This is a genomic window from Brevibacterium sp. LS14, assembly GCF_012027885.1.
Taxonomy (GTDB): Bacteria; Actinomycetota; Actinomycetes; order Actinomycetales; family Brevibacteriaceae; genus Brevibacterium; species Brevibacterium casei.
In genome coordinates this window covers 1-25031 of the sequence record NZ_SJXG01000052.1, presented here as the reverse complement: position 1 = coordinate 25031, position 25031 = coordinate 1, and the positions used below count along the sequence as shown (strand labels likewise).

At 68.7% G+C, this 25031-nt stretch carries 22 protein-coding genes and 1 tRNA gene; 15 read left to right on the top strand and 8 right to left on the bottom strand.

Annotated elements, in window-relative coordinates:
* The first annotated feature begins 4 nt into the window (after positions 1-4).
* On the top strand, positions 5-628 hold the full coding sequence (locus tag EZE58_RS11585; protein ID WP_119297066.1) for a type II secretion system F family protein: 624 nt from the start codon (positions 5-7) through the stop codon (positions 626-628).
* A 37-nt stretch (positions 629-665) separates the two neighbouring features.
* On the opposite strand, the gene EZE58_RS17585 is transcribed toward EZE58_RS11585, so the two are convergent.
* The 3 genes from EZE58_RS17585 to EZE58_RS11575 form a co-directional block, all read right to left on the bottom strand.
* On the bottom strand, positions 666-1445 hold the full coding sequence (locus EZE58_RS17585) for an MFS transporter (RefSeq protein ID WP_346773185.1): 780 nt from the start codon (positions 1443-1445) through the stop codon (positions 666-668).
* Complete coding sequence (locus EZE58_RS17715) at positions 1334-2038, bottom strand: MFS transporter (protein ID WP_346773184.1); 705 nt, start codon at positions 2036-2038, stop codon at positions 1334-1336. The genes EZE58_RS17585 and EZE58_RS17715 overlap by 112 nt, the downstream gene beginning before the upstream one ends.
* A gap of 130 nt (positions 2039-2168) precedes the next feature.
* Positions 2169-3221: an MBL fold metallo-hydrolase gene (locus tag EZE58_RS11575; RefSeq protein WP_131248572.1), complete on the bottom strand. Its 1053-nt coding sequence runs from the start codon at positions 3219-3221 to the stop codon at positions 2169-2171.
* Between the two features lie 132 nt (positions 3222-3353).
* Here EZE58_RS11575 and EZE58_RS11570 point away from each other — a divergent pair, with 132 nt between their 5' ends.
* Complete coding sequence (locus tag EZE58_RS11570; protein WP_167560606.1) at positions 3354-4271, top strand: LysR family transcriptional regulator; 918 nt, start codon at positions 3354-3356, stop codon at positions 4269-4271.
* Here EZE58_RS11570 and EZE58_RS11565 read toward each other — a convergent pair whose 3' ends face one another.
* Entirely contained in the window at positions 4272-5615 is a 1344-nt protein-coding gene (locus EZE58_RS11565) for a D-serine ammonia-lyase (protein WP_009380828.1), read from the bottom strand.
* A 151-nt stretch (positions 5616-5766) separates the two neighbouring features.
* Here EZE58_RS11565 and EZE58_RS11560 point away from each other — a divergent pair, with 151 nt between their 5' ends.
* From EZE58_RS11560 to EZE58_RS11545, 4 genes are all read left to right on the top strand, one after another.
* Complete coding sequence (locus EZE58_RS11560) at positions 5767-6378, top strand: GNAT family protein (RefSeq protein ID WP_100227540.1); 612 nt, start codon at positions 5767-5769, stop codon at positions 6376-6378.
* Positions 6379-6663: 285 nt separating this feature from the next.
* A complete protein-coding gene (locus EZE58_RS11555; RefSeq protein WP_101624217.1) occupies positions 6664-6927 on the top strand; it encodes a DUF4244 domain-containing protein in 264 nt (87 codons plus the stop codon).
* Between the two features lies 1 nt (position 6928).
* Entirely contained in the window at positions 6929-7315 is a 387-nt protein-coding gene (locus EZE58_RS11550; protein ID WP_131248571.1) for a TadE family type IV pilus minor pilin, read from the top strand.
* The gene (locus EZE58_RS11545) at positions 7312-7629 is read left to right on the top strand and encodes an Rv3654c family TadE-like protein (protein ID WP_131248570.1); all 318 of its coding nucleotides are present in this window, start codon (positions 7312-7314) and stop codon (positions 7627-7629) included. The genes EZE58_RS11550 and EZE58_RS11545 overlap by 4 nt, the downstream gene beginning before the upstream one ends.
* A gap of 1 nt (position 7630) precedes the next feature.
* Here the strand turns inward: EZE58_RS11545 and EZE58_RS11540 are convergent, their stop codons facing one another.
* Positions 7631-9904 carry a DEAD/DEAH box helicase gene (locus EZE58_RS11540; RefSeq protein ID WP_131248569.1) on the bottom strand — a complete coding sequence of 758 codons (2274 nt, stop codon included), beginning with the start codon at positions 9902-9904 and terminating at the stop codon, positions 7631-7633.
* Between the two features lie 41 nt (positions 9905-9945).
* Between EZE58_RS11540 and EZE58_RS11535 the strand changes: the two genes are divergently transcribed.
* Together EZE58_RS11535 and topA are read left to right on the top strand one after the other, a co-directional pair.
* Positions 9946-11724 carry a methyltransferase gene (locus EZE58_RS11535; RefSeq protein ID WP_131248568.1) on the top strand — a complete coding sequence of 593 codons (1779 nt, stop codon included), beginning with the start codon at positions 9946-9948 and terminating at the stop codon, positions 11722-11724.
* Positions 11725-11884: 160 nt separating this feature from the next.
* The gene (gene topA / locus EZE58_RS11530) at positions 11885-14671 is read left to right on the top strand and encodes a type I DNA topoisomerase (RefSeq protein ID WP_167560604.1); all 2787 of its coding nucleotides are present in this window, start codon (positions 11885-11887) and stop codon (positions 14669-14671) included.
* Between the two features lie 116 nt (positions 14672-14787).
* On the opposite strand, the gene EZE58_RS11525 is transcribed toward topA, so the two are convergent.
* Positions 14788-15567, bottom strand: a complete 780-nt coding sequence (locus tag EZE58_RS11525; protein ID WP_313451372.1) for a lipoate--protein ligase family protein — start codon at positions 15565-15567, stop codon at positions 14788-14790.
* Between the two features lie 140 nt (positions 15568-15707).
* On the opposite strand from EZE58_RS11525, the gene tmk reads away from it, so the two are divergent.
* Positions 15708-18539: a dTMP kinase gene (tmk, locus tag EZE58_RS11520; RefSeq protein ID WP_100227541.1), complete on the top strand. Its 2832-nt coding sequence runs from the start codon at positions 15708-15710 to the stop codon at positions 18537-18539.
* Positions 18536-19693, top strand: a complete 1158-nt coding sequence (locus EZE58_RS11515) for a DNA polymerase III subunit delta' (protein WP_009380844.1) — start codon at positions 18536-18538, stop codon at positions 19691-19693. Before tmk ends, EZE58_RS11515 begins: the two co-directional genes overlap by 4 nt.
* 36 nt (positions 19694-19729) lie before the next feature.
* Here EZE58_RS11515 and EZE58_RS11510 read toward each other — a convergent pair whose 3' ends face one another.
* Positions 19730-20821 (bottom strand): M20/M25/M40 family metallo-hydrolase, encoded by a 1092-nt coding sequence (locus EZE58_RS11510; RefSeq protein ID WP_040342462.1) that lies wholly within the window; start codon positions 20819-20821, stop codon positions 19730-19732.
* Between the two features lie 280 nt (positions 20822-21101).
* On the opposite strand from EZE58_RS11510, the gene EZE58_RS11505 reads away from it, so the two are divergent.
* The 5 genes from EZE58_RS11505 to EZE58_RS11475 all read left to right on the top strand — a co-directional run bounded on the left by EZE58_RS11505 (position 21102) and on the right by EZE58_RS11475 (position 23929).
* Positions 21102-21174, top strand: a tRNA-Thr gene (locus EZE58_RS11505).
* A gap of 433 nt (positions 21175-21607) precedes the next feature.
* Positions 21608-21913, top strand: a complete 306-nt coding sequence (locus tag EZE58_RS11495; RefSeq protein WP_009380850.1) for a transposase — start codon at positions 21608-21610, stop codon at positions 21911-21913.
* A gap of 50 nt (positions 21914-21963) precedes the next feature.
* Positions 21964-22653 carry an IS3 family transposase gene (locus tag EZE58_RS11490; protein ID WP_240388934.1) on the top strand — a complete coding sequence of 230 codons (690 nt, stop codon included), beginning with the start codon at positions 21964-21966 and terminating at the stop codon, positions 22651-22653.
* Positions 22654-23024: 371 nt separating this feature from the next.
* Positions 23025-23570, top strand: coding sequence for an ImmA/IrrE family metallo-endopeptidase (locus EZE58_RS11480; protein ID WP_162909129.1), 546 nt, complete (start codon positions 23025-23027; stop codon positions 23568-23570).
* Entirely contained in the window at positions 23567-23929 is a 363-nt protein-coding gene (locus EZE58_RS11475) for a hypothetical protein (protein WP_009380856.1), read from the top strand. The genes EZE58_RS11480 and EZE58_RS11475 overlap by 4 nt, the downstream gene beginning before the upstream one ends.
* Before the next feature lie 25 nt (positions 23930-23954).
* Here the strand turns inward: EZE58_RS11475 and EZE58_RS11470 are convergent.
* On the bottom strand, positions 23955-25031 hold a 1077-nt coding region (locus tag EZE58_RS11470), incomplete at its 5' end, for an IS30 family transposase (protein WP_240941127.1).

Here is a 25031-nt window from a genome sequence, read left to right as displayed (position 1 = left end):
CCCCATGGTCGCGGTCCTCGTCGGTCTCCTCGTCGGTCTCGGCGTCCTCCTGTGGTCGGGCAGGTCGGCGGGTCGGCTGCGCACCCTGCTTGGGGGAGGGACCGGTCTTCGGGGCGACGACATCGGCGGGCGCCCCGAGGGGGCGGTCACGGCGGGGACGGCCGCCTCGGCGAGAGGAGGGGGAACCGCCTCGGCGCGGGGAGGGGTGAGCGATGAGGAACTCGCGTTCGATCTCGACCTCGTGGCGATCTGTCTGACGGCGGGCCTGCCGATCCCCGTCGCCCTCACCCTCACCGCCGAGGCGACCGCGGACCGCTCGGGCCTGCTGCGGATCGCACGGGGCAAGACGATCGGCGGGGAGGACCTCGCCGATGATGACCGGCTGCGTCCCGTCCTCGAGGTGTTCGCCTTCTCCGAGCACACGGGTGTCGGTCCCGCACCGCTCATCGAGTCCGTCGCGGGGGAGCTGCGGGCGGCCTCCCGGCGGCGCCGGCAGGAGGCGGCCGCAGCTCTCGGGGTCCGTCTCGTCGTCCCTCTCGGGGTGTGCATCCTCCCGGCGTTCCTCCTCCTCTCGGTCGTCCCCGTCGTCATCTCCCTGCTCACCGATCTCACGACGGTGTTCTTCTGAGGTGACGACGGGGACGCCGAGAGCCGACGCGGGAGACTCAGCGCTTGGCCACGAGGGCGTCCGCTCCGGTCTGCACCGGGTTCACGGGCTTGGGGGCCAGGAGGATCGCGGCGGCGGCGATGAGCATGCACACGGTCCAGACGATCCCCATGGGCAGGTACTCTCCGGCGAAGACGACGGCCAGCGACGCCGCGACCGTCGGGGCGAGGCCGCCGAGGATCGACCCGATGTTGTAGGTGAGCGCGGTGCCGGTGAAGCGGACGGCCGGCGGCAGGTGCGCGGCGACGAAGGCGGCGAACGGACCGTAGAGGGCACCCTGGACGATGACGTTGCCGAGGAGGATCGCCAGCACGAAGCCCCAGACGGTGCCGTTGCTCAGCAGCGTGAGCACCGGGATCGCGAACACCGCTCCGGCGAGTGCGCCGCCGAGGAGGACCTTCGCCTTGCCGACGCGGTCGCTGAGGCGGGCGAAGAAGATCGTCGTGAACATCAGTGCCAGGGCCCCGCCGGCCTTGACGTAGAGGGAGTCGGACTGGTCGACGCCGTTCTGGTTGGCCAGGGCGAGACCGTAGACGGTGACGAGCTGCTGGGTGATGTACATCGCGCCGCACACGGCGATGCCGATGAGGATGATGCGCGTGTGCGAGCGGAAGACCTCGAGCAGAGGCAGCTTCCGGGCCTTCCGCTTCGCCTCGAGCTGTTCGATTAGCGGGGACTCGGTGACCCGGAGGCGGATGATGAAGGCCGCGATGACGAGGACGCCGCTGATGAGGAACGGCACCCGCCAGCCCCAGTCGAGGAAGTGGTCGCCGGAGATCTGGGCCATCGCCGCGACCGCGAGGGTGGCGAGCACGGCTCCGGCAGGACCCCGGCCACCGCGACGGCGCCGGCGAAGGCGCGGCTCCTGGCGGGAGCGTGCTCGACGGCCATGAGCGCGGCTCCCGTGATCTCACCGCCGACGGCGAAGCCTTGGACGAGGCGGAGGGCGACGAGGAGGATCGCCCCCGTGTAGTTGCCGTCCTGGGTCGTCGGCAGCAGTCCGATGCCGACGGTGGCGACGCCGATGAGGATGAGGCTGACGACGAGGATCGGCTTGCGTCCGATCTTGTCGCCGAAGTGCCCGAGGACGATGCCGCCGATGGGTCGGACGAAGTAGCCGACGGCGAGGGTGGAGAACGAGGCGAGGAGAGCACCCTGCGGGCCCAGGGAAGAGAAGAAGAGGGGTCCGAAGACGAGGCTGGCCGCCGTCGCGTAGAGCATGAAGTCGTAGTACTCGAGCATCGTGCCGAGGAACCCGGAGGCGAGTACGGTGCGCACTTCCCTGGGATCCGGAGTGGAGCCTGCCTCGGTGCCGGTGCCGGGACCGGTTCCGGGGTCGGGACGGGATATGGGATCGACGGGCTGGGTCACAATTCCTCCTTGAATCGTGCAGCGGGGACGGCTCTCTGCCGCCTGGTCGCTGTCGGTTTCCGGGCGCGGTCGAGCACGGAACGGCGGTGCGGTTCGGATCGTCGGTGCGGGTAAGGCGTAGGGCAGGCGGTCAGACGGCGGTGCGGGCCGGAGCGCGGAGGAGGAACTCCTCCCGGTCGCGGGCGATGACCGTGCGGCTGGCGCCGGCCGCCTGCAGCTGTGCTTCGATGTTCGGGCGTGCCGTGCCGGGCACGATGTGGTGGAGTGCGAGCCGTGCGACTGACGCTTCGTCGGCGAGCCGGAGCACGTCGGTCACGGTCGTGTGCGAACGCAGGTGGTGGGACTTCATCGCCCCTGTCGCCGGGTCGGTCGCGGCACCGTAGGTCGCTTCGATCCAGTCGGAGTCGATGACCTCGTGAAGCAGCAGGTCGGCGTCCTGGGCCAGAGCGACCATGTTCGGCGTGTACGTGGTGTCCCCGGAGACGACGATCGTTCCCTCGTCGGTCTCGAAGCGGAAGCCGAACGCCGGCGCCACCGGCGGGTGGGCGACCAGGGTGGCGCTCACCCGCACCCGATCGTCCTCGTAGACGGCGAAGGGGCTCATCACCGGCGTCGGGTTGTCATCCGGGTGGTAGCCGAGTCCCTCGGGCAGCGCGATGTCGGAGGCCGTGAACAGCTGCTTGGCGGTCAGACGCAGCCCGTCGAGGTAGCGGTCGTTGAGATCGGTCGCGAAGGCCCGCTGGAGGAGGTCGACCATGTCCGCGGTGCCGGGGGTCGGCTGCCGCGGATAGATCGGGGTGCGGGAGGCGGTCCCATCCGCCGAGGCGGCGAACGGTGACAGCGGCGGCGCCGTCCCGCGGTCCCCGGGTCCGAGGATCTGCACCGGGGTGCTGCGGGTGCCGCTCGTGCCGTAGCTGCTGAAGAGGAGCAGGCCTGCGAGGTCGGCGACATGGTCCGAATGCAGATGGGTGAGGAAGATCGCCCGCATATCGTCGAAGGCCAGGCCGACCCGAGTGAGATTGCGGCCGGTCCCGGCACCGCAGTCGACGAGATAGTGGGCGTCGCCGACGACGATCGCGGTGGCGATGCCCGAGGGCTCCTCGGTGGCAGTGGCCGGCCACCAGCGTGGGCCGCCGGCCACGCCCAGGGTGATGACGCGGGGGGAAGCGGTGGTGGGGGACATGTCGTGCCTCTCCGTCGAAGCTGGGGTGTCAGGATGCTCGGGAACCAACCGGGTCCGAGACTTCTCTCAGTGTGTCGTGGATCATAGAATCAATCCAATCAATTGTTCTTTGGATGCACATAGGAATTCTCAATGGGAGAGGTCACCCTCCGTCAGCTCGAGTACTTCCTCGCAGCCCTCGACGACGGCTCGATCACTGCTGCGGCGCGGACCTGCAACGTCACTCAGGCGACCGTGTCGACCGCGCTCAACGAGCTCGAGCGCAGCCTCGGCGTGACCCTGCTGGTGCGCAGTCGCACCGCTGGAGTCCACCCCACGGCAGCCGGCTCGGCCCTCGTCTCGCGCGCTCGCAGCGTCCTCGACCTCGCACGGGAGATCCCGGATCTCGCGGCGGGGGAGCAGTCGGCTCTCACCGGGACCGTGCGGGTGGGGTGCGTCTTCACTCTCGGGCCCTACCTGCTGCCGCGTCTCATCGGCGATTTCGCGCACGCACATCCGCAGCTCCACGTCGATTTCGTCGAAGGCGCCACCGGTGACCTGCGACGAGAGCTCGACGTCGGTCGCCTCGACCTTGCCATCAAGTACGCGGCGCAGCTGCCGAAGGGCGAATGGTCACAGGAGATCGTGCGCTTCCGGCAGACGATCATGCTCGCCCGCTCGCACCCGCTCGCGCAGGCAGAGCAGCTGAGCTTCCACGATGTCGCCGACCTTCCGCTCGTCATCTACAGCCAGCCGCCCTCACGCGATCGGGTCGAGGGCTTCATCCGGGCCGCCGGTGTCGAACCCGATGTCCGCTGGCAGAGCTCGAGCCCGGAGACCGTCCGGGGACTCGTGCGCCGCGGGCTGGGGTATTCGGTGGGCAATCATCGGCCCGGGGCCGAGGATCCGATGTCCGATGACGGCATCGCCTACATCCCGATCGCCGACCCGCACCCCCTCAACGCCGTCGTCGCCCTCTATCCGAAGGGACAGACCCTGCCGCGGCGGACACGGGCCGTCCTCGACTACTGCCTGGAGGAGGCGTCAGGGTGGGACTGGCTGGCGAGGTGATCATCTCCAGGGTCGGGCGATGTCCTCGGGTACGGCGCGGGCGGCTGCGAGGTAGTGGTCGCGTTCGGACCGGGGGACCATCGCGCCCCCGGTCAGCCACACGAGGTGCGTGGTGGTCTCGCCCATCGGCCAGGGGGCGTCGACAGTCGTCGCCCGCCAGGGCACGCTGAGACCGGCGGTCGCCGACGGCTCGACGGCGATCCCTTCGGCGTCGGCGAGGACACCGACGCCGGCCCTGATGACCTCGTCGTCGACCGAGGCGAATCCCGAGATGAGCGGCCCGATCCGGGGACCGATGAAACGTGAGGGACGGGCGACGGCGAGCCCGTCGGCGATCGTCGCTCCGCTCAGCCCGATGTCCTGGACGGCGATCCCGCTGTGGAGCCCCGTGCGCACGCCGAGGAACATCGCCGGGGCGTGGGCGGGTTCGACGAAGACGCAGTGGACGGAGTCGCCGAAGATCCGTTTGAGTCCGAAGGTCACCCCGCCCGGCCCTCCGCCGATCCCGCACGGAAGGTAGACGACGAGGGGGTGGTCGGCGTCGACCGTCACCGCGGCGGCCGCCAACTGGTCGCGCAGCCGCAGCGCTGCCACGGAGTAGCCGGCGAAGAGGCTCACGGAGTCCTCGTCGTCGACGAAATGTGCGCTCGGGTCTGAGGCGGCCGCCGTGCGACCGGCGGCAACGGCGGCCACGAAGTCGCCTTCGTGCTCGATGACCTCGACGCCGTGGGTGCGCAGCTTCTCCTTCTTCCACTCCCTCGCATCGGCCGACATGTGGACCGTGCAGGCGAAGCCGAGGGCGGCGGCGAGGATGCCGATCGAGAGTCCGAGGTTCCCCGTCGACCCGACGATGACGGTCCGGTCCCGGGCGATCGCACGGAAGGCACCGCTGCTGTACACGTCGGCGTCCGCGGTGTCGAAACCCGCGGCTGCGGCGACGGCCTCGGCGAACTCGAGGACCTCGTGGAACCCGCCGCGGGCTTTGATCGAGCCGCTCACCGGCAGCGCGTCGTCGCGTTTGAGCCAGAGCCGCCCGGGAAGGCGGGCCCCGAGACGGGCCCCGAGGTGATCGCGTGCGCCGGAGGCCGCGACGAGGGGTGACTCGATGATGCCGTCCGGGACCTCGGGAAACGTCTCTGCGAACCAGGGAGCGAAGCGCGCGAAGCGTTCGGCCGCGGCGTCCATCACCCGGGAGTCGACGTCGATGGCGGCAAGGACGTCGGCGCTCGGCGGCAGATCGTGGCGGAACCACGTCGTCTGCTGCCCCGAGGCCAGCGCGGCCACGACCTCGTCGCTGCCCTCTGCCGCGGGGTCTCCCCGATCGGGATGTGCTCCTGTGCTCATGATGGCAGTCCTTTCCCGAGGCGCCTCGGCGGTGTCCTCCCACCCAGCTTCCCACGGATCGGGGTGAGCGCTGCCCGTCGCAGAGGGCGAATGCCGGTGGGCTCGACGCGGGTCCGCGCGGGTGCGGCGAGGCGATTGATAGGGTCGATGCATGTCTTCTGTGACACCGACCTCCGTGACACCGTTCCAACGGCTGGCCGACGTCGAACAGGCCGAGCAGTACGCCGAGAACCTCTTCGTCGGCTCCTCTGTGCGGCTGCGTCCACTGCAGTCCGATGACCTTCCCTATCTCGAGCAGTGGTGGTTCGACCCCTCGATCGTCGTCCTCCAGAACACCACCGTGCTGCCGCGGCCCGAAGGCGGTGTGTCCGAGCAGTTCACGCAGTGGAGTGCGAACACCGACTCGAGTTCGGTGGGTCTGAGCATCGAACTGCTCGAGACTGAGGAGTTCGTCGGGCACGTCACCCTCTTCGGCCGCGACACGATCAATCAGTCGGCGACGCTGGCGATCATCCTCGGTCCCGAGTTCCACGGACACGGCTTCGGAGCCGACGCCGTGCGCCTGGCCCTGCGCTACGGGTTCCTCCAGCTCGGACTCAACCGCATCGAACTGCGCACATGGGCGTTCAACACCCGCGGCATCGCCGCGTACACGAAGGCCGGATTCGTCGAGGAGGGCAGGCGACGCGAAGCCGTGTTCTTCAACGGCCGCCGCCACGACGAGGTGATCATGGCGGTGCTCAGGGACGACTGGGCCGACTGAGGGCCTTCCGGTCGGGCGGCGACCGGAGCCGACCGGCGGCCAGAGTCGGCCGGCGATCAGAGCCGGGCGGCGACCGGAGCCGACCGGCGACCGGAGCCGACCGGCGACCGCGTGACTTGTGTCCGTTCTCCTGTGGAAGACGGTGCGACTCGTGTGCCACGGGTCTGTGGACGCCCAAACGGTTTCCACAGCCTCGGATCCGCCCCTCGACCCGGCCCGTGTGCCTCCTCCACAGTGGAGGACCGTTCGCAGAGCGCGCACGGTCATTTCTTCGAGGAGGAGAACATGAGCACAGACACCTCGACGACCCCGACTCCCGACGAGCCACCGCCGCAGACCCGGCCGCCCGAGGGTCCTCCGACCGCCGAGTCGCCGCTGGGTCCCGATGCCGAGTGGGGTCCGGACACCGGGGCGACGACGGCGGAGTACGCGATCACCACCCTCGCAGCGTGCGGCTTCGCCGCGCTCCTCGTCGTCATCCTCAAGTCCGAGCCGATCAAGGAGCTCGTCACCGGCGTCATCCAGACCGCGCTGGGCCTCGGAGGCTGAGATGACGGTCTGCGAGTACGCCGACGCGGAGCGCCGGGACCGGGGGACGGCGACCGCGGAGTTCGCCGTCGTCCTCCCCGCTCTCGTCCTCCTCGTCGTCGTGCTCGCCGGGGCCGCAGCGATCGGCTTCACCCAGCTGCGTGCGTTCGACGCCGCACGGTCGGCCGCCCGCGAGATCGCCCGGGGCGAACCTCACGCTGTGGTCGTCGATGAGGCGAAGAAGCATGCGGGACGCGCCTCGACCGTGCGTGTGGGCTCCGACGGCGGCTACGCGACGGTGACGGTGACCGTGCGCCTGCCCGACGCGATCTTCTTCCTCGACGAGGTCGAAGCGGCGGCGACGGCCCGGACCGAGGGCGGACGGCCGGGAGGGAGTGATCCGGGATGACGAACATCGTCATCGGACTCTGCGGGGTCATCCTCGGACTCGTCACTGCGATCGGGGCACTCAGCCAGGCGTTCGTCGCCCACAGCACCGCGCAGGCCGCGGCCGACCTTGCGGCGCTTGCCGCCGCCGACGCCGTCCGCGGCCTGGCGCCTGGGGACCCCTGTGAGGCGGCTAAGGAGGTGAGTGAGCGCAACGGGGCGGTCATGCGCGACTGTCGTGCCTCGTCAGCGGAGCAGAGCGCCTACGTCGAGGTCGCCGTCGACATCCCCGGGCCGCTTCCCGAGGTCAGGGAGAAAGCCGTGGCCGGGAAGTGACCTAGAGCACGGCCCGGAGCAGGCGCAGAGCGGCGTCCTTGTCGAGCGGTTCGTTGCCGTTGCCGCACTTCGGTGATTGGACGCACGAGGGACAGCCGTCGACGCACTCGCAGGCGGCGATCGCATCCCGGGTGGCACCGAGCCATTCCTCGATGACCTCGCTGCCGCGCTCGGCGAAGCCGGCACCCCCGGCCAGGCCGTCGTAGACGAAGACGGTGGCCATGCCCGTGTCCGCGTGCAAAGCTGTCGAGACCCCGCCGATGTCCCATCGATCGCAGCCGGCGAAGAGGGGCAGCAGACCGATCGAGGCATGCTCGGCGGCATGGACGGCTCCGGGCAGATCGGCCGCCAGCACCTCCGCGGATTCGAGGAGCGCCTTCGGGATCGTCCACCACACGGCTGAGGTCCGAAGGGTGCGCTCGGGCAGGTCGAGTTCGTGTTCGGCGAGGATCGTCCCGCCGCGCTTCGCCCGCATCCGATAGGCGACGACCTGGTCGGTGACGTCGACGGTGCCGCTGGCCACGCCGACACCCGAGGGCAGAGTGCGCTGAGTCGCGGTGTCGACGATGGAGATCTCTGTGAGCGAACGCGCCTGCGTTGTGTAGTCGACCTCCGCGCGGTCGACGAGGGCGATGTGCTCGTCGAGGTCGAGGTCCTCGACGAGGAAGTCCGTGCCCTGGTGGGTGTACACGGCTCCGGGGTGCGCCCCACGGTGCGCACCGGTCTCGTCGACCGTGCCGAGCAGCGTGCCTGTGCTCGCCTCGACGAGGCGGAACTGGCCGCCGCCTGAGCCGCGGATGTCCGACTGATCGGTCGCCGGTTCGTCCTTCGCCCAGAACCATCCCAAGGGTCGGGCCCGCAGGAGCTTGCGTTCGACGAGGTCGTCGACCACCTCGGCGGCATTGTCGGGGAAGTGGGCGAAGTCCGAGCGGGTGAGCGGCACCTCGGCCGCGGCCGCACAGAGGTGGCCGGCGAGGACGTACGGATTGCCGGGGTTGATGACACCCGCGTCGACGGGGGCGTCGAAGATCACCTCGGGATGGTGGACGACGTAGGTGTCGAGCGGGTCGTCGCGAGCGATGAAGACCGCCATCCACCGCTGTCCGGCGCGGCCTGCACGACCGGCCTGCTGCCACAGCGACGCGAGGGTGCCCGGCCACCCGGAGACGATGACGAGGTCGAGGCCGGAGATGTCGATGCCGAGCTCGAGCGCGTTCGTCGACGCCACCGCGAGGAGCCTCCCCGAACGCAGCGCGGATTCGAGGGCCCGACGCTCCTCGGCGAGGTACCCGCCCCGATAGGCGGCGACCTTTCCGGTGAGTGATTCGTCGACGAGCCCCACCTGCTCGCGCACGGTCGCCGCGAGTGTCTCGGTGCCGCGGCGGGAGGCGATGAAGGCGAGAGAGCGGAAACCTGCGCACATCGCATCGGTGAGGACATCGGCAGCCTCGGCCATGCCCCCGCGCCGGTCCCCGGCGGCCGAGAGCGGCGGTTCCCACAGGGCGAAGCTGCCCGCCGCGCGTGGGGAGGCGTCCTCGGTCACCGGGTGGGCGGGGCGGCCGGTGAGCCGGGCGAAGGCGTCATCGGGCTGGGCCATCGTCGCCGAAGCGCCGATGACGACGGGGTGGGCGCCGTAGTGCGCGGCGATGCGCAGCAGTCGGCGGAGGATGAGGGCGACGTGGGATCCGAAGACGCCGCGGTACCGGTGCGCTTCGTCGACGACGATGAAGCGCAGGGACTTGAACAGGCGCGCGAAGCGCTCGTGCTGGGGCAGGATCGCCCGGTGGAGCATGTCGGGGTTGGTGAAGACGATGTTCGCGTGTCGCCTCGCCCAGTCCTTCGCCGCCTGCGAGGTGTCCCCGTCGTAGGCGGCCGGACGCACCCCGCGGACGATGAGCTGCTCGAGCTTCGTCAGCTGGTCGGCGGCGAGAGCCTTCGTCGGGGCGATGTAGATCGCCGAGGCGGTGCGCAGACTGTCCCGGGTCGTCTGGATCGATTCGAGGACCGGCAGCCAGAAGCCCAGTGACTTCCCGGAGGCGGTCGGGGTGGCGATGACGACGTCCTCACCGTCGCGGGCGGCCTGGGCCGCCTCGACCTGGTGGCGCCACGGACGGTCGACTCCGATCGCTTCGGCCGCATGCCGCAGCTCCTCATCGACCCAGTCGGGCCAGTCCGACTCGTGTTCGACACGCTGTGGAATCTCGCGGAGGTGGACGATCCGATCGTCCCTGACACCGAACCCGGTCACGATGTCGTGGAGAGCGGAAGAGGACATGTCTCAATTATGTCCCAGAGCCTGCTGGCTAGGATTCACCTGTGACCGAAGAGACGCACCCCCTCACCGCCGACCAGCTGCCCCGAGCCGAACACCTCGGCGCCACCCTCTATGCGGCCGGGTACACCGAACCGTACCTGCGGCAGTTCTGGGGCGGTGCCGTCTCCGACGCGCTGACCCGCACCAACGCCGCCCCGGCCCTCCACCACTGCCGCAGCGTCCTCGACGACAGCCTCGTCGAGGTGATCGGCAGCGGTGCCGCCCGCCTCGCACCCGCCGAATCGGCAGGCGAATCACCCGCCGAATCGGCAGGCGAATCACCCGCCGAATCGGCAGGCGAGGCCGGGGCCGATGCTCTCCCGCCCCTGTCCGGTGACGAACGGCTGGCCGCGATCACCCTGGTCTTCTGGCTGCGCGAGCAGGTTCCCGCGATCGTCCTCGCCGCAGCCCTCGGTCTCGAGGCGTACTGCGCGGCCCGCGATCTCGGCCTCGTCGAGGAGGTCCGCCCCGACGGGACCAACCTGCGCGCCTTCGCCCCGTACGCGCTCACCCCGTACGAGATCCCCGTCGGCGTGCCCCGGGGCCTGCGCCGCGGCGATGAGAACCTCTACCTCGTCGCCGACCACGGCACGCTCACCTCGCCCGAGGTCCTTCCCGGCGACTTCGTCCTCGGCCTCGGCGGGGCCGGTCGCACGCTCGTGGCCCTCACCCCGCGCGAACCGGTGACCACCGCAGCCGACATCGGCACCGGCTGCGGTGTCCAGGCGCTCCTGCTGGCCCGTCACGCCGAGCGGGTCATCGCCACCGACATCTCCGCCCGGGCGCTGCACCTCACCGCGCTCGGGGCCGCGCTGGCCGGGGCGACGAACATCGACCTGCGCCAGGGGTCGCTGCTCGAACCGCTGACCGAGGACGTCGACCTGCTCGTGTCGAATCCGCCGTTCGTCATCACCCCGCGCACCGCCGCCGAGGCGGTCGTCCCCGACTTCGAGTACCGGGACGGGGGCATGAGCGGGGACCGCCTCGTGCGCGGGCTCTTCGCCGAGGTCCCTTCCGTGCTGACCGCCGGCGGCCGCGCGCTGTGCCTGGGCAACTGGGAGGTCACCGCAGATTCGTCGGACGGACCCGAGACGTGGGTGGTCGACCCGTCCACCTCGGTGCTCGTCATCGAACGCGAAGTCCTCGATCCGGTCGCCTACGCCGAGACGTGGATCCGCGACGGCGGCATCCAGCGGGCGAGTGAGGAGTGGAACGCGGCGACGGCTGCGTGGCTGGACGACTTCGCCTCCCGGCAGGTCACCGGGATCGCCTTCGGGTACGTCCTCATGCACCGGACAGATAACGATTCCCCAACTCTTTCGCCGGACGACCTGCCCTCCACCGAGGCGGCAGCGGTGCCCGCGCCCCGCGAGAAGGTCAGGATCACCTCGGCGCAGTCGACGAACACCCACGGGATCGGGGCGTTCCTCACCACGGTCGAGGAGCTGCGGTCGTGGCTGGCCCAGGCGAGCGACGAGGAGATCGCGGCGACCGCGTTCACCCGCTCACCCGACCTCGTCGAGCACCGTCACCACGTGCCGGGACAGGAGGATCCGACGTCGATCACGCTCGAGCAGGGGATCGGCTTCGGCCAGGTCTTCGACCTCGACACCGCGCTCGCGGGCTTCGTCTCCGTCGCCGACGGGTCGCTCACGCTGCGGCAGACGGCCGCCGCTCTTGCGCAGCTCCTCGACGTCGACGCGGCAGCCCTCGAAGCCCAGCTCATCGCCCAGGTCAGGGGCCTTGTCGGGGCGGGTGCCCTGCTCCCGGGCACCCCCTGAACCGGGTTCGCCCGGCCCCCTGCGCCGAGGCGGGGGAGGCGATCCGTACGCGAGCCGGTGCGCCCGCCCCGATGGAGAGGGCAGGGTGACAACAGTGTTACATTGGGCCGGATCGTCCATACTGTCGATCATCGCACCGCCGTGAGAGGAATGAGTGAACGTGGCCACAACCGAGAAGCAGCCCCGTCGTCTCGTCATCGTCGAGTCCCCGACGAAGGCGCGCACGATCGTGGGGTACCTCGGCGACGGTTATGACGTCGAGGCCTCGGTCGGGCACATCCGCGACCTGCCGACGCCGTCGGAGCTCCCGGCCGACATGAAGAAGGGTCCCTACGGGAAGTTCGCGGTCGACGTCGACAACGGCTTCGAACCCTACTACCGCGTCGACCCGGGCAAGAAGAAGAAGGTCACCGAACTCAAGCGCCTGCTCAAGGACGCCGACGAACTCTACCTCGCCACCGATGAGGACCGCGAGGGTGAGGCCATCGCGTGGCACCTGCTCGAGGTGCTCAAGCCGAAGATCCCCGTCAAGCGCATGGTCTTCCACGAGATCACGCCCGAGGCGATCGCCCGGGCGCTGGAGAACACCCGCGAGATCGACGACGCCCTCGTCGACGCGCAGGAGACCCGGCGCATCCTCGACCGCCTCTACGGCTACGAGGTCTCCCCGGTGCTGTGGCGCAAGGTCCGTGCCGGACTCTCCGCCGGCCGCGTGCAGTCGGTGGCCACCCGCCTCGTCGTCGAACGCGAACGCGAGCGCATGGCCTTCGTGCCCGCGGACTACTGGGACCTCGACATCGACCTCGGCCTGCCCGACGGGTCGAACCCGTTCGCCGCGAACCTCACCACCCTCGATGGATCGCGGGTCGCCAGCGGCCGCGACTTCGACGACAAGGGTCAGCTGAAGACGAAGTCCGCTGTCGTCGTCGACCAGGCGAAGGCCGAAGAACTCGCCAGTCTGCTCTCGGGCAGTGCGAAGGACGCGCTCACCGTCACCGCCGTCGAGTCGAAGCCGTACTCGAGGCGCCCGGCGGCGCCCTTCACGACCTCGACGATGCAGCAGGAGGCCGGCCGCAAGCTGCGGATGAGCGCGCGTCAGGCGATGCGCACCGCCCAGTCGCTCTATGAGCACGGCTACATCACCTATATGCGCACCGACTCCTCGGCGCTGTCCGGTCAGGCCATCTCCGCCGCCCGCCGGCAGGTCACCGAACTCTACGGTCCCGAGTTCGTTCCCGAGGCGCCCCGGCAGTACTCGAGCAAGCAGAAGTCCGCGCAGGAGGCGCACGAGGCGATCCGGCCTGCCGGTGACTCGTTCCGCACCCCCGCCCAGGTCGCGAAGTCGCTCAGCGGTGACGAGTTCCGTCTCTACGACCTCATCTGGAAGCGCACGGTCGCCAGCCAGATGGCCGACGCGAAGGGCAAGACCGCGACGATCCGCGTCGCCGCCGACCTCGGCGACGGCCATGAGGCGGGCTTCAGCGCCTCCGGCACCGTCATCACCTTCCGCGGCTTCCTCGCCGCCTACGAGGAGGGCACGGACGCGAGCCGGTACGACACGAAGTCCGGCGAGTCCCGTCTCCCGCAGGTCGAGGAGGGCCAGAAGCTCTCCGTCGTCTCCGTCGAGGCCGACGGCCACACCACGGCACCGCCTCCGCGCTTCACTGAGGCGAGCCTCGTCAAGCAGCTCGAGGAGCTCGGCATCGGTCGTCCCTCGACGTACGCCTCGATCATCTCCGTCATCCAGGACCGCGGCTACGTCACCTCGCGCGGCAACGCGCTCGTGCCGAGCTGGCTCGCGTTCTCCGTCGTCCGCCTGCTCGAGGAGCACTTCACCGAGCTCGTCGACTACGAGTTCACCGCCGACCTCGAATCCGAGCTCGACCGCATCGCGATGGGCGAAGAGGATCGCAAGGCATGGCTGGCGCGGTTCTACTTCGGAGCCGAGGGCTACGACCGGGAAGGGCTCAAGGAGATCGTCGACGACCTCGGCGACATCGATGCCCGTGAGGTCAACACGGTCCCCATCACCGATGGGGTGGCACTGCGGGTGGGTCGGTACGGTCCCTACCTCGAGGTCGCCTCGGCGGTCGAGGGGGAGGACCCCAAGCGCGTCTCCCTGCCCGACGATCTCGCCCCCGACGAGCTCACCGCCGCGAAGGCTGCGGAGCTCATCGAGAGCCAGGGTGACGGCGACCGCGAACTCGGCGTCGACCCGGAGACCGGGCACACGATCGTGGCGAAGAACGGCCGATTCGGCCCCTACGTCACCGAGGTGCTGCCCGAACCCGAGGAGAAGCCGAAGCGGGGTGTGAAGAAGCCCAAGCCGCGCACCGGGTCCCTGTTCAAGTCGATGGACGTCGGTACGATCGACCTCGAGACCGCGCTCAAGCTCCTCAGCCTGCCCCGCATCGTCGGCCAGGACGAGGAGGGCACGGACATCACGGTGCAGAACGGCCGGTACGGTCCGTACCTGAAGAAGGGCACCGATTCGCGGTCGCTGACCGATGAGGAGCAGATCTTCACGATCACCCTCGAGGAGGCGCTGAAGATCTACTCCGAGCCCAAGCAGCGCGGCGGCCGCACGGCCAAGCCGCCGCTCAAGGAGCTCGGGGAGGATCCGGAGACGAAGAAGCCGATGGTCGTCAAGGACGGTCGCTTCGGTCCCTACGTCACCGACGGGGAGACGAACGCGACCCTGCGCAAGGACGACGACGTCGAGTCGATCACGCCTGCCCGCGGTGCCGAACTCCTCGCCGAGAAGCGCGCGAAGGGCCCGGCGAAGAAGAAGGCACCGGCGAAGAAGGCACCGGCGAAGAAGTCCACGGCCGCCAAGACGACGGCGGCGAAGAAGACGACCGCCGCGAAGACCACGGCTGCGAAGAAGTCCACTGCCGCCAAGACCACGGCGGCGAAGCGGACGACGGCGAAGCCGAAGACCCCCTGAGGGGCGAGCACCTTCAGGGGAGACGGTCCTCCGGCTGCCTGCCCTGTGTGCGGTGCCCGCACAGTCCCGGGTGGAGCCGCCGGCCGCGCGATCGGGCGGGCGCGGACTGCCCGCGCTCAGAGCGCGTGCTTGGCGGCCTGCTCGGGCAGGGCGGCGAGCTCCTCGGGGGTCGGTGAGCTCGGCGTGAGCACACGGTCGCGTCCGTAGTAGGAGGCGAACGCCTCGGCGACGGCATCGACCGTGATCCCTGGGCTCACTTCACTGATCGACCCGCCCGTGGTCGGATCCCACGCGACGCCGAGGGCCGCCTCGACGTCGGTGAGAACAGCCCTGATCGGGTCGGGATCGGTGACGACGACCGAGGACGAGAACAGCCACGCCCCGGCCACGACGCGCTGCGCGGTGCCGATCGCCTTGATCCGGCCGGCGACGTTGACGCTGTACTCTCCCGGGCAGTACTCGCCGGGGATCTCTCCGACCCGGGCGTCGACGCCGAGGGAGCGGAGCACCTCGGCGTAGTCGGCGCCGAAGGTCGAGAAGCGCGTCGTCGTATCCGTGATGAAGGAGTCGCTCGGTTCGATGTGATCGATGACGATCGACCCCGGATGGTAGGCCGCCGCCCGCCCCCCGAGGCTGCGCAGAGCGGGGGTGAACCCGTGGGCGCGGGCGGCCTCGATCGCCGCGGGGAACCCCGGGAGGAAGCGGTCGCGGACGCCGAACGCGAGCGTCGGGGCCGGCCGGTAGATCCGCAGGGTCGCACCTCGGCGCCCGGACTTGACCGAGTCGAGGAGGACGCGGGCGAAGGCGAGCTCATCGACGGGGCTCAGACCGCTCGTCTCGACGACGTCCATCGTCTCTCGTCGGTCCTGGTCCTCGGATGCGCGCTCGTTCGTCACGGAACCAGAGTAGAGGACGCACATGCCCGCTGCCGCGTCCGACCCCGTGCGCTGCGCCAGTCGGGACGCGGCAGGGCCCCGACCGGCACTGACCTTCCAAGAGAGATGTCAGACGCTGCCGATAGGGTAGAGGCGTGAGCATGTTGACGACTACAGGACATCGGCTTCCCGGCGCACCCGGCCGGTTGGTCACCGAAACCGCGGTCTGGGGCGCTCTCATCGTCCTCGCCGCGATCAGCTACGTCGTAGCCGGCACCAACGGCTATCTCACGACGGTCGGCGGTCGCGCGTTCACGATGATCGGGGAGACGCTCGTGGCCGGGGAGTTCGACAACCTCGCCGGCAGCCTCTCCCTCCTCATCGTCTTCGTCCTCGCCGGGGCGGGCCTCTTCATCCCCGCCACCGTGTTCGCCCGCCGCGGTCCCGGGGTGCGCAAGCTCGCGCTGAGCATCGCCACCATCGCCGAGGCGGGCCTGCTCATCGTCCTCAGCCTCGCCCCCAGCGCGTGGCTGACCTGGGTCTGCGCCCTCATCCTCGGTGCCGTCATCGGGCTGCTCATGAGCCTGACCCCCTTCACCAACGAGAAGCCGTGGCGTCGTGTGGGCGTGCCCGCGACGGTTCTCCTCTTCCTCGCGTGCTCCTTCCAGATCATGGGCGGCCCCGCCGCCGGCACCCAGGCTCTGGGCTGGATGAGCCTCGCCGTCGGCGTCGCCATGGCCATCGGCGCCGTGATGATCTACCTCACCCCCGAACGCGCCCTCCACGCGGAATCGGCGACGACCGGAGCCTTCCCGATCGCGAAGGCGAAGGTCGCCCGGCCGCCGGCGACCATCGAGCGGCCGTGGGTGCCGACCGCGCTCTTCGCGGTGCTCGGAGCGGCATTCATCCTCGCGCAGCCGACCGCCGTCGAGCACGGCTTCGGCCAGGCAGGATATGCGCTCATCCTCGTCGTGGCCCTCCTCGGCTGGGCCATCGGGTTCGAGATGGGCCCGACCTTCGCCCCGGGCATGTCCCGGCCCCGCGTCTCGGCCTTCGCGCTCGCTGTCTCCGGAATCCTCCTCATCGCGACCGGCGCGATCGACGAGCTCTCGGGCAAGGTGGTGCTCACCGGAGCAGTCGCGTTCCTCGTCGGCATCGGTGTGCGCTCACAGGTCTACGACTTCTCCCGTCGCATCGGCGCTGTTGCCGGCGGTCTCATCGCGCTGCTCATCAACGCCGTCAACGTCACCGTCGATCCGATCGGCGCCGCCCCCATGTGGTCGCTGCCTCCTGCCGACGTCGCCTTCGTCCTCATCGGCCTCGCAGCGGTCGTCGCCGGCATCGTCGGCCTCTTCGTCTTCGACCCGCACGGCCTGCAGGGCCTCTCGGTCGACATCGTCCACGGCTTCCGCCCGCACGCCCACACCGACGACGCGAGCAGAGACGGCGTCGGGGCTCTGGCCGACCGGTTCGGCCCCGGCTTCTTCATCGCCATCGAAGGCGGCGACGGATCGGGCAAGAGCACGCAGATCGCACGGATCTCCCGGGCGCTGGCCGATGAGGGCTACAGCGTCGAATCGACCCGGGAGCCCGGAGGGACCGAGCTGGGCCGACAGATCCGGTCGGTGCTCTTCGACTCCGATCCGCCGAGCCCGCGCACCGAGGCGCTCCTCTTCGCAGCCGACCGCGCCCATCACGTCGCCTCCCTCGTCGATCCCGGCCTCGAGGCGGGCAGCATCGTCATCACCGACCGCTACATCGACTCGACCGTCGCCTACCAGGCAGCGGGCCGGGAGTTCGATCCGACGACGATCCTCGCACTCAGCCGCTGGGCGACCGAAGGGCTCATCCCGCACCTGACGATCGTCCTCGACATCGACCCCGAGGTCGCCGCCGAACGGATGAGCGCGCGCGGAGGCGCCAACTACCTCGACGAGGAGAGCCAGCAGTTCCACCAGCGTGTGCGCCAGACCTACCTCTCGCGCGCGCAGAAGGACCCTGAGCGCTACGTCGTCCTCGATGCCTCCGTGACCGCCGACGAGCTCACCGGGCAGATCCTCGAGGCCGTCCATGCGCGCCTGCCCCATACCCTGACCGCGGGGTCGGGTGGCGCGGCCGGTGCCGCCGAGGCTGTCGATGAGTCCTCGAAGAAGCCGGTCACCGGCGTCGCCGAGGAATCGGAGACCATCGTCCTCGGAACCCCCGGCGCGCCCGGAACCGTCGGTGCTCCCGAGGCCTCCGCCGCGGCGGCCGCGGACGATCCCGATGCGCCGTCCACCGGCGCGCCCGATCCGCCGAGCCCAGGGGTGGATCACCGGTCGAACGAGAGCGAGTCAGCGGGAGACGACGAGGCCGACGAGCGGTCGCGCTTCATCCCCGTCTCCGACGAGCGCGTCGTGCCGACGGCGCGTCCCGATGCCGAGGCGGACGGCGTCGCGACCGATCGCGTCGACCTCGGCGCCGACCTCAGGGACGACCGTCCTGACGAGGCGGACGTCGACTCCGCCGCAGGCAGGAACGACGAGGCTGACGGCGAGGACGACGAGATCGTCGTCATCGAACGCGAGAAGCCTGCTGCTGGTCGGAACGTCACCTCGACGACCGATGCCCGGGCGACCGAGCGCGAAGCCGCCGAGCGCGGGGACAGCGATGAGCCGAAGCGGTCCGCTGACAAGCCGGGCGATCCCGGGGAAGCGGCGACGACTGTGCTGCCGGCGCAGCGATTCACCCCGAGGGCACCGCTCACCGACGAGGATGACCCCGATGAGGCGCCGACGAACGTCATCGACACCTCGGAGGCCCGGGGACAGGACCGGTCGGCCGACGCCGCCGACGAGGCGGAGACGACCGTCCTGCCTGCGCGCAGCGCCCGGCAGACGAGCCGGGAGCGCCTCCAGGCGCAGGCCGAGATCGAACGCCAGGCGCGTGAGCGGGTGCGTCGACAGCGTGAGCGCAACCGCTCCCGCGGTAACGGGCCGGAGGGAAGCCGGTGAGCGTCTTCGACGAACTCGTCGGCCAGGACGATGTCGTCCGCCAGCTCGAGTACGCCCTCCACTCTCCGGGGGCGATGACGCACGCGTGGCTCTTCACCGGTCCTCCCGGGTCGGGGCGCTCGAACGCCGCGCGCGCGTTCGCCGCCGCGCTCATCTCCGGGGGAGAGGCTCCCAACGAGGTGACCGATCGTGTGCTCAAAGGTCACCACGAGTCGCTGACGATCATGTCGACGCAGAAGTCCGTCATCGCCATCGACGAGGTCCGCGATCTCGTCGGCACTGCACAGTCGGCGCCGGTGAATGCGCCGTGGCGCGTCGTCATCATCGAGGACGCGGACCGGATGACCGAACGCACCGCCAACGTCCTGCTCAAGGCCATCGAGGAACCGCCGCCTGCCACGGTCTGGCTGCTCTGCGCGCCGAGCCCGATCGACGTGCTCACGACGATCCGGTCCCGGTGCCGTCCGGTGCGGCTGCGCATCCCCTCGCGCGAGGCCGTCTCGACGCTGCTCATCGAACGCGACCACGTCGCCCCCGAGCGGGCGCGCTGGGCGGCCGCGGTCGCCCAGAACCACATCGGGCGGGCCAAGCACATGGCGCTGAGCGAGACCGCTGCGGACGAACGGCGGAAGATCCTCGACATCCCCGGCAAGCTCACCTCGGTGGGGGCGACGATCCGGTTGGCCGGTCGCATCGTCGACGAGGCGGCGGAGACGGCGAAGGCCCGGGTGGAGGAGCGCAACGCGAAGGAGCGCAGCGATCTCATGGAGACCCTCGGCATCGCGGGGGAGAAGACCGTGCCCCCGTCGGCCAGGGCGCAGATCCGCAGGCTCGAGGAGGAGCAGAAGCGGCGGTCGGTGCGGGCGCGCAACGATGAGCTCGATCGGATCTTCCTCGAGCTCATGAGTCTCTACCGGGACATCCTCATGTACCAGCTGGGGATCCGCGACGGGTGGATCAACGCCGGTGAGGACGAGCTCATCGCCGAGCAGGGCAACAGGGACACCGCCGATACGACGCTGCTGCGCATCGACGCCATCGCCGAGGCGAGGCGACGCCTGCAGACGACGATGTCACCGGTGCTCATCGTCGAATCCGCGTTCGTCCTGCTCTCGAATCCGTGGCTGGCCGCGGACCGGGACGGCGCAGCCTGACCGACCTCGGATCAGTCCTGCACAGCGTGGGGCTGCTCAGGCTTCGTCGAGGATTTCGCCGACGAGGGCGGCGGTGAGTTCGACCCGGCGCGGGATCCACAACTGCAGGGCGTGCTCGGTGCGAGCATGCGAACCGCCGCCGACGGTGCCGAGCCCGTCGAGCGTGGGCGTGCCGACTCCGGCGGTGAAGTTGCCGTCCGAGCCGCCGCCGACGGCGACCGAGCGCAGCGGCGGGTGGCCCAGGGTCGAAGCGAGGCGCTGCGCTCGGGCATAGAGGGCCATGGCCATCTCCTCCTCGAGCGGTGCGCGGTTGATGCCGCCGCGCAGGTTGAGCTTCGCTCCGGCGACGGACGGGGTGAGGGACCGCAGTTCGGCGTCGATGCGCTCCTGTTCGGACACGGTCGCGGCACGTGAGTCGATGCCGACGACCGCCTCGGCGGGGACGGTGTTCGTCGTCGATCCGCTGTGCATGACCGTGGGGACGACGGAGGTACCGACGGCCGGGGCGTGGAGGGCCGCGATCCGCACGACTTGGTTGGCGATCTCGACGGTGGCGTTGATGCCCTTCTCGGGTTCGACTCCGGCGTGGGCGGCCAGGCCTTCGACCTCGAGGGAGTAGATGGCCACCCCCTTGCGGGCGATCTTCACCGAGCCGTCGGGGGCTCCGCTTTCGAAGACGAGGGCCGCTTTCGCTCCGCGGGCCTCGTTCTCGATGATCTCGCGCGAACCGGGGGAGCCGAGTTCCTCGTCGGCGGTGATGAGGATGCTCACCCCGTCGAGGCTGCCGCGTTCGGCCCGCATTCGTGCCATGGCGTAGAGGGCGATGAGGACCCCGCCCTTCATGTCGTCGGCGCCGGGGCCGCGGACGACGCCGTCGACGGCGGAGTAGGGGAAGGTCTTGAGGGTGCCGGTCGGCCAGACGGTGTCGTGGTGGCCGATGAGGACGACCTCGCGAGGGCCGTCGCCGAAGCGCCAGAGCAGGTGCGGGCGTGAGTCCGTCTCGATGACGTGCGGCGCCGCACCGAGGAGTCCTGTGCCGATGCGGGAGATGAGGCGGGCGCTGCGGGCGAGCGCCTCGGGGTCGTGGGAGAACGATTCGCATTCGATGAGCGCTTGGAAGTCGCTCATGAACTCTGTGGAATCGAACTCTCTCACGGACTGTGCCTCTCTTCTGCTTTCAGATCGTCCTCCCAAGGTTAGCTGGTCAGCGGCCTGTGATCCGTGTCGCATGGGAGTCGGGCGCTGGGCGGCTGATCCGTCCGGCTTCCGAGCACGGCGGGATTTCCCTGGATGAATGCGCTGATCAGAGGGCTTCCCGTCGAGGTGAACACGTCCCCGCGGGGACGTCGCTGACTGGGCTTCGCCGTTTTGACCCTGGGCACGGACATTGGCTAGAGTTGGTGCGGTTGCCGCCTTAGCTCAGTCGGCAGAGCGATTCACTCGTAATGAATAGGTCGCGGGTTCGATTCCCGCAGGCGGCTCGGTGACCAGGCCGGATACTCAGGTATCCGGCCTTCGTCATATCCGAATGACACGATTACGCCACGCTTTGTGTCCGGGCGATGAACGCGTCGAGAACCCCGACAACATCGGCAGGACCGCGATTCTCGTGCTCTATGTAGTGCTTGCTGGTCACGCCCACCTCGGAGTGCCCAAGCTGCTGTGAGGCCCCCTTGAGGTCCGACGAGCGGTAGACCTGCGTAGCGACAGTCTTTCGGATGGTGTGCGATGTCACCCATGACAGATCCACACCGTCGGCCATCTCGCGAACCTGCCGAAAACGCGCAGCGTAGTTGTTCTTGTCTAGCCAGGTGCCGACTGATGTGGGGAAGATTGCACCCGAGTCGGGGACTCTGTCATGCCCCGGGGATAAACGAGGCAGGGAGATTGGAAGAAGGAGTTTCTCTCTTGCCAGTGAAATACACCGACGAACTCAAGGCTCGTGCCGTCGAGCTCGTCATCCATGCCCAAGCCGATCCCGAAACTGCGAACGGAGCCATCACCCGCGTCGCGAAGGAACTCGGCCTGAGCAAAGTGACCCTGCGGGTTTGGGTGCGCAAGCACAAGGAATCCGGCAAATCCACGCCGACTGAGTCAGTCGACCTGGAAGCGGAGAACCGCCGGCTGCGGGCTGAGCTGGCCGAAGCGAAACGAGCCAACGAGATCCTGAAGAGAGCGTCGGCTTTCTTCGCGGCGGAGCCAGGCCGCCCATCGAAGTAGTCGTTGATTTTATCGACGACAATCGTCACGAGTTCGGAGTCGAGCCGATCGTGCGCGCCCTGAAAGGGACTGCTGCACGGATTGCTGTGAGCTCGTATTACGCGTACAAGAAGCGCCCACCCTCGGCACGTGCGATCAGAGATCGGGAGCTCATGGTCGTCATCAGAGACGTCTATGAGGCGAACTATTCCTGTTACGGGGTGCGGAAGATGTGGAAGGCGATCAACCGCGGCTACGCCGACCGTTTCGGTGCGGTGGCCCGCTGTACGGTGGAGCGGTTGATGCGTCGGTTGGGCATCGACGGGGTCCGGAGGAAGCGCAAGCGTCCGAAGACGGTCTCGGCCCGGGCTGAGGAGTGTCCGGACGATCTCGTTGAGCGTGAGTTCACAGCACCGGGCCCGAACCGCGTCTGGGTCGCCGACATCACGTACGTCCCGACTCAGGCTGGGTGGGTGTACACGACGTTCATTCTTGATGTGTTCCATCGGGAGATCGTGGGCTGGCAGGTGACGAACCATATGCGGGAGTCTCTGGCCAGAGACGCTTTGACGATGGCGTTGGCGGCGAAGTATCGGGTTGGTGAAGACGTGTCCGGGCTGGTGCATCACAGCGATCGCGGGGTTCAATTCCGGTCGATTCGCTATGGTGAGGCCCTCGCGGAGTCAGAGATCGTCGCGTCTGTGGGATCGCGTGGGGATTCGTTCGATAATGCGATGGCTGAGGCACTGAACTCGGTGTAGAAGGCTGAGTTGATCGACCGTAAGGTGTGGTCGGGGTTGATCGAGGTGTTGGCGAAGACGCCTGCGTGGGTGGCCTGGTACAACCAGTCCAGGCTGCACTCAGCGATCGGGTACCGCCCGCCGCTCGAGGTCCATTCGGAATGGAGCAACCTGTCCGCGACAACACCCGCAGCTGCAAGGAAACCAAGAAAAGGAACCTCTACGAAACCCGGGGCTTGACATTACGAACCGAGGCACTGACCTACGCCCCGTCGCTCACACCGAGCGGCGGGGCCACCTTTGATGCCTTCCAGCGCGGCGCTACACCGACAGGTTCGAGGTGACGTATGGTGATACAGAGATTCGTGTCAGTGACGCGTGGAATAGTCTCTTTGACCAAGGCGCTCTTTGAGAAACCTACAGGAGAGAGGGGGACGGCGATGGCTGAACTTGTTTACCAGGCCGCAAGGAGAGAAGCCAAGCGACTCCTTGACACGGTGTGGAGTGGCAACTATCCGGTCCGCATGAAGCCCTTCAACTCAGAGGTGGGGGCGCAGGCTTACGAAGCAGACTTGGGCGACGATCTGTCTGGCGTTGTCTCGAAGGAAGCTGGGAAGCCAGCAAAGATCGTACTCAACTCCCGACACGTCAAGCGCCGGAACCGGTTCACGTGGGCGCACGAAATTGGGCACATAGTTGAGCGTCGCGAACTTGCCGACGACGACGACTATTCGTTCGAAGAACTGAAGCGGAGCACCGACTACGATCTGCATGAGTTCTTCGCAGACGAGTTTGCCGGAGCTTTGCTGATGCCTGAGGCGAAGATCCTCGAGCTCAAAGAAAGTGGTTACACACTTGCAGAGATGGCTGAGTTCTTCGACGTTTCCGTTGACGCTGTTTCGAAGCGTCTGCAGCGCCTGAGGAAGCACCCGAGGTGAACAAGGCGAGCGACGACTCTCTCGGGGACGCCCCGGCGGAAGAACTAAAGACCAATGTCAATCGCTCGGAAAATGTGTCGGACCTTGCCGGCGAAATTGCACAAGGAGTCAAGCAGCGCAACGGTCAGCAGAAGATTCTCTTTGTGGGAGTCTGTTTTCTCGTCGTCATCAGCTTTTTGCTGACTGTGATTCTCGTTTTCATGCTAGGTATAGGGAACATGGAATTGACGGCATCCGGTCAGGTAGCTGCGATCGCGGCATTCGGCGTGCAGCCGTTCATTCTAGTCGGCGTCCTCACGTCGAACGTTTACCGAGGCAGCCCCTTCGAGCTCAGCGATAAGTCAAACGGCGCCAACTAACGTGTCACCAAAGGCCTCGGCGATGTCAAGGCGTCGAAGCAACATGGGGCTCGCCGGCGAGCAGTCGAGCGAATGCCTCGGTGGGCGTGAGATAGCCCAGTCGGCGGCGGGGTCGATTGTTGATCTCCTCGGCGATGGTGGTGAGGTAGGGCTGGTGATCGGGGATCACCGTGCCCTTGGGCAGATACTCCCGGTAGAGCCGGTTCGTGTTCTCGTTGCTGGGCCTCTGCCAGGGCGAGTGGGGATCGGCGAAGTAGACCGGCATCGCCGTGGCCAGGGAGACCTTCGCGTGCTGGGCCATCTCGCTGCCCTGGTCCCACGCCAACGATGCCTTCATCATCTCGGGCAGGTCGTTGAAAAACTCGATGACCGCGTCAGCGGTTGGCTCGGCGTGTTTCGAGGGCAGGGCCAGCAGCCCGGTGAACCCGCTCATCCGCTCCACCAGCGTCGCCGCGCACGAGGTGCCGTTCTTCCCGATGATCAGGTCACCCTCCCAGTGCCCCGGCACCCGACGCTGGGCGGCGTCCTCACCTCGCTCCGCGATCGGGACCATACCTACGATTGGGCCACCGCGCGTCCGCCCGGTCGTACGTGGTCGGCGCTTGGTCCGCTTGGACTGCAGGAAGATGCCCTTGCGGGCGAGCTCACCCTTCGGGATTGCGTAGATGTACTGGTAGATAGCCTCACCGGAGACGGTTCGGCCGCGTGCGTCAGGAGAGTTCGCCATGCGTTCAACGGTCGGGTCTGTCGCCTCCAGACGCAACCGGCCCGCTATCTCGTTCGGCGTCCAGGACGCGGCCAGGTCGGCGTCCACCCTCGCCTGCAGCACCGGATCCCCCGCGACCTTCCGCTGCTGCGGGCGAGCTCGCCGACGCTGCGCTCTGACGTCTGCGGTCACGGCCTGGTAGCCGCGGGTCTTCGTCGAGTTCCGGTGAAGCTCCCGCGAGATCACCGACGGGCAACGCCCCAGGTGACGGGCGATCCTCCGCACCGACCAGCCCGCTTTCGAGGCCGCCGAGATCTCCGACCTGTCGCTGAACGACAACCCCACCCGCGCCATCTGCACACTCCACCGATCAGACCCCCGCCGACCGGGAGTGTT

Coding starts and splice junctions, on each gene's coding strand:
- EZE58_RS11575 (WP_131248572.1), bottom strand. CDS start 3,221: ATGTCCCCCACCACCGCTTCCCCCCGCGTCATCACCCTGGGCGTGGCC.
- EZE58_RS11540 (WP_131248569.1), bottom strand. CDS start 9,904: ATGTCCTCTTCCGCTCTCCACGACATCGTGACCGGGTTCGGTGTCAGG.
- EZE58_RS11570 (WP_167560606.1), top strand. CDS start 3,354: ATGGGAGAGGTCACCCTCCGTCAGCTCGAGTACTTCCTCGCAGCCCTC.
- EZE58_RS11565 (WP_009380828.1), bottom strand. CDS start 5,615: ATGAGCACAGGAGCACATCCCGATCGGGGAGACCCCGCGGCAGAGGGC.
- EZE58_RS11585 (WP_119297066.1), top strand. CDS start 5: ATGGTCGCGGTCCTCGTCGGTCTCCTCGTCGGTCTCGGCGTCCTCCTG.
- EZE58_RS11560 (WP_100227540.1), top strand. CDS start 5,767: ATGTCTTCTGTGACACCGACCTCCGTGACACCGTTCCAACGGCTGGCC.
- EZE58_RS11545 (WP_131248570.1), top strand. CDS start 7,312: ATGACGAACATCGTCATCGGACTCTGCGGGGTCATCCTCGGACTCGTC.
- EZE58_RS11555 (WP_101624217.1), top strand. CDS start 6,664: ATGAGCACAGACACCTCGACGACCCCGACTCCCGACGAGCCACCGCCG.
- EZE58_RS11510 (WP_040342462.1), bottom strand. CDS start 20,821: ATGAGCGACTTCCAAGCGCTCATCGAATGCGAATCGTTCTCCCACGAC.
- EZE58_RS11550 (WP_131248571.1), top strand. CDS start 6,929: ATGACGGTCTGCGAGTACGCCGACGCGGAGCGCCGGGACCGGGGGACG.
- tmk (WP_100227541.1), top strand. CDS start 15,708: ATGTTGACGACTACAGGACATCGGCTTCCCGGCGCACCCGGCCGGTTG.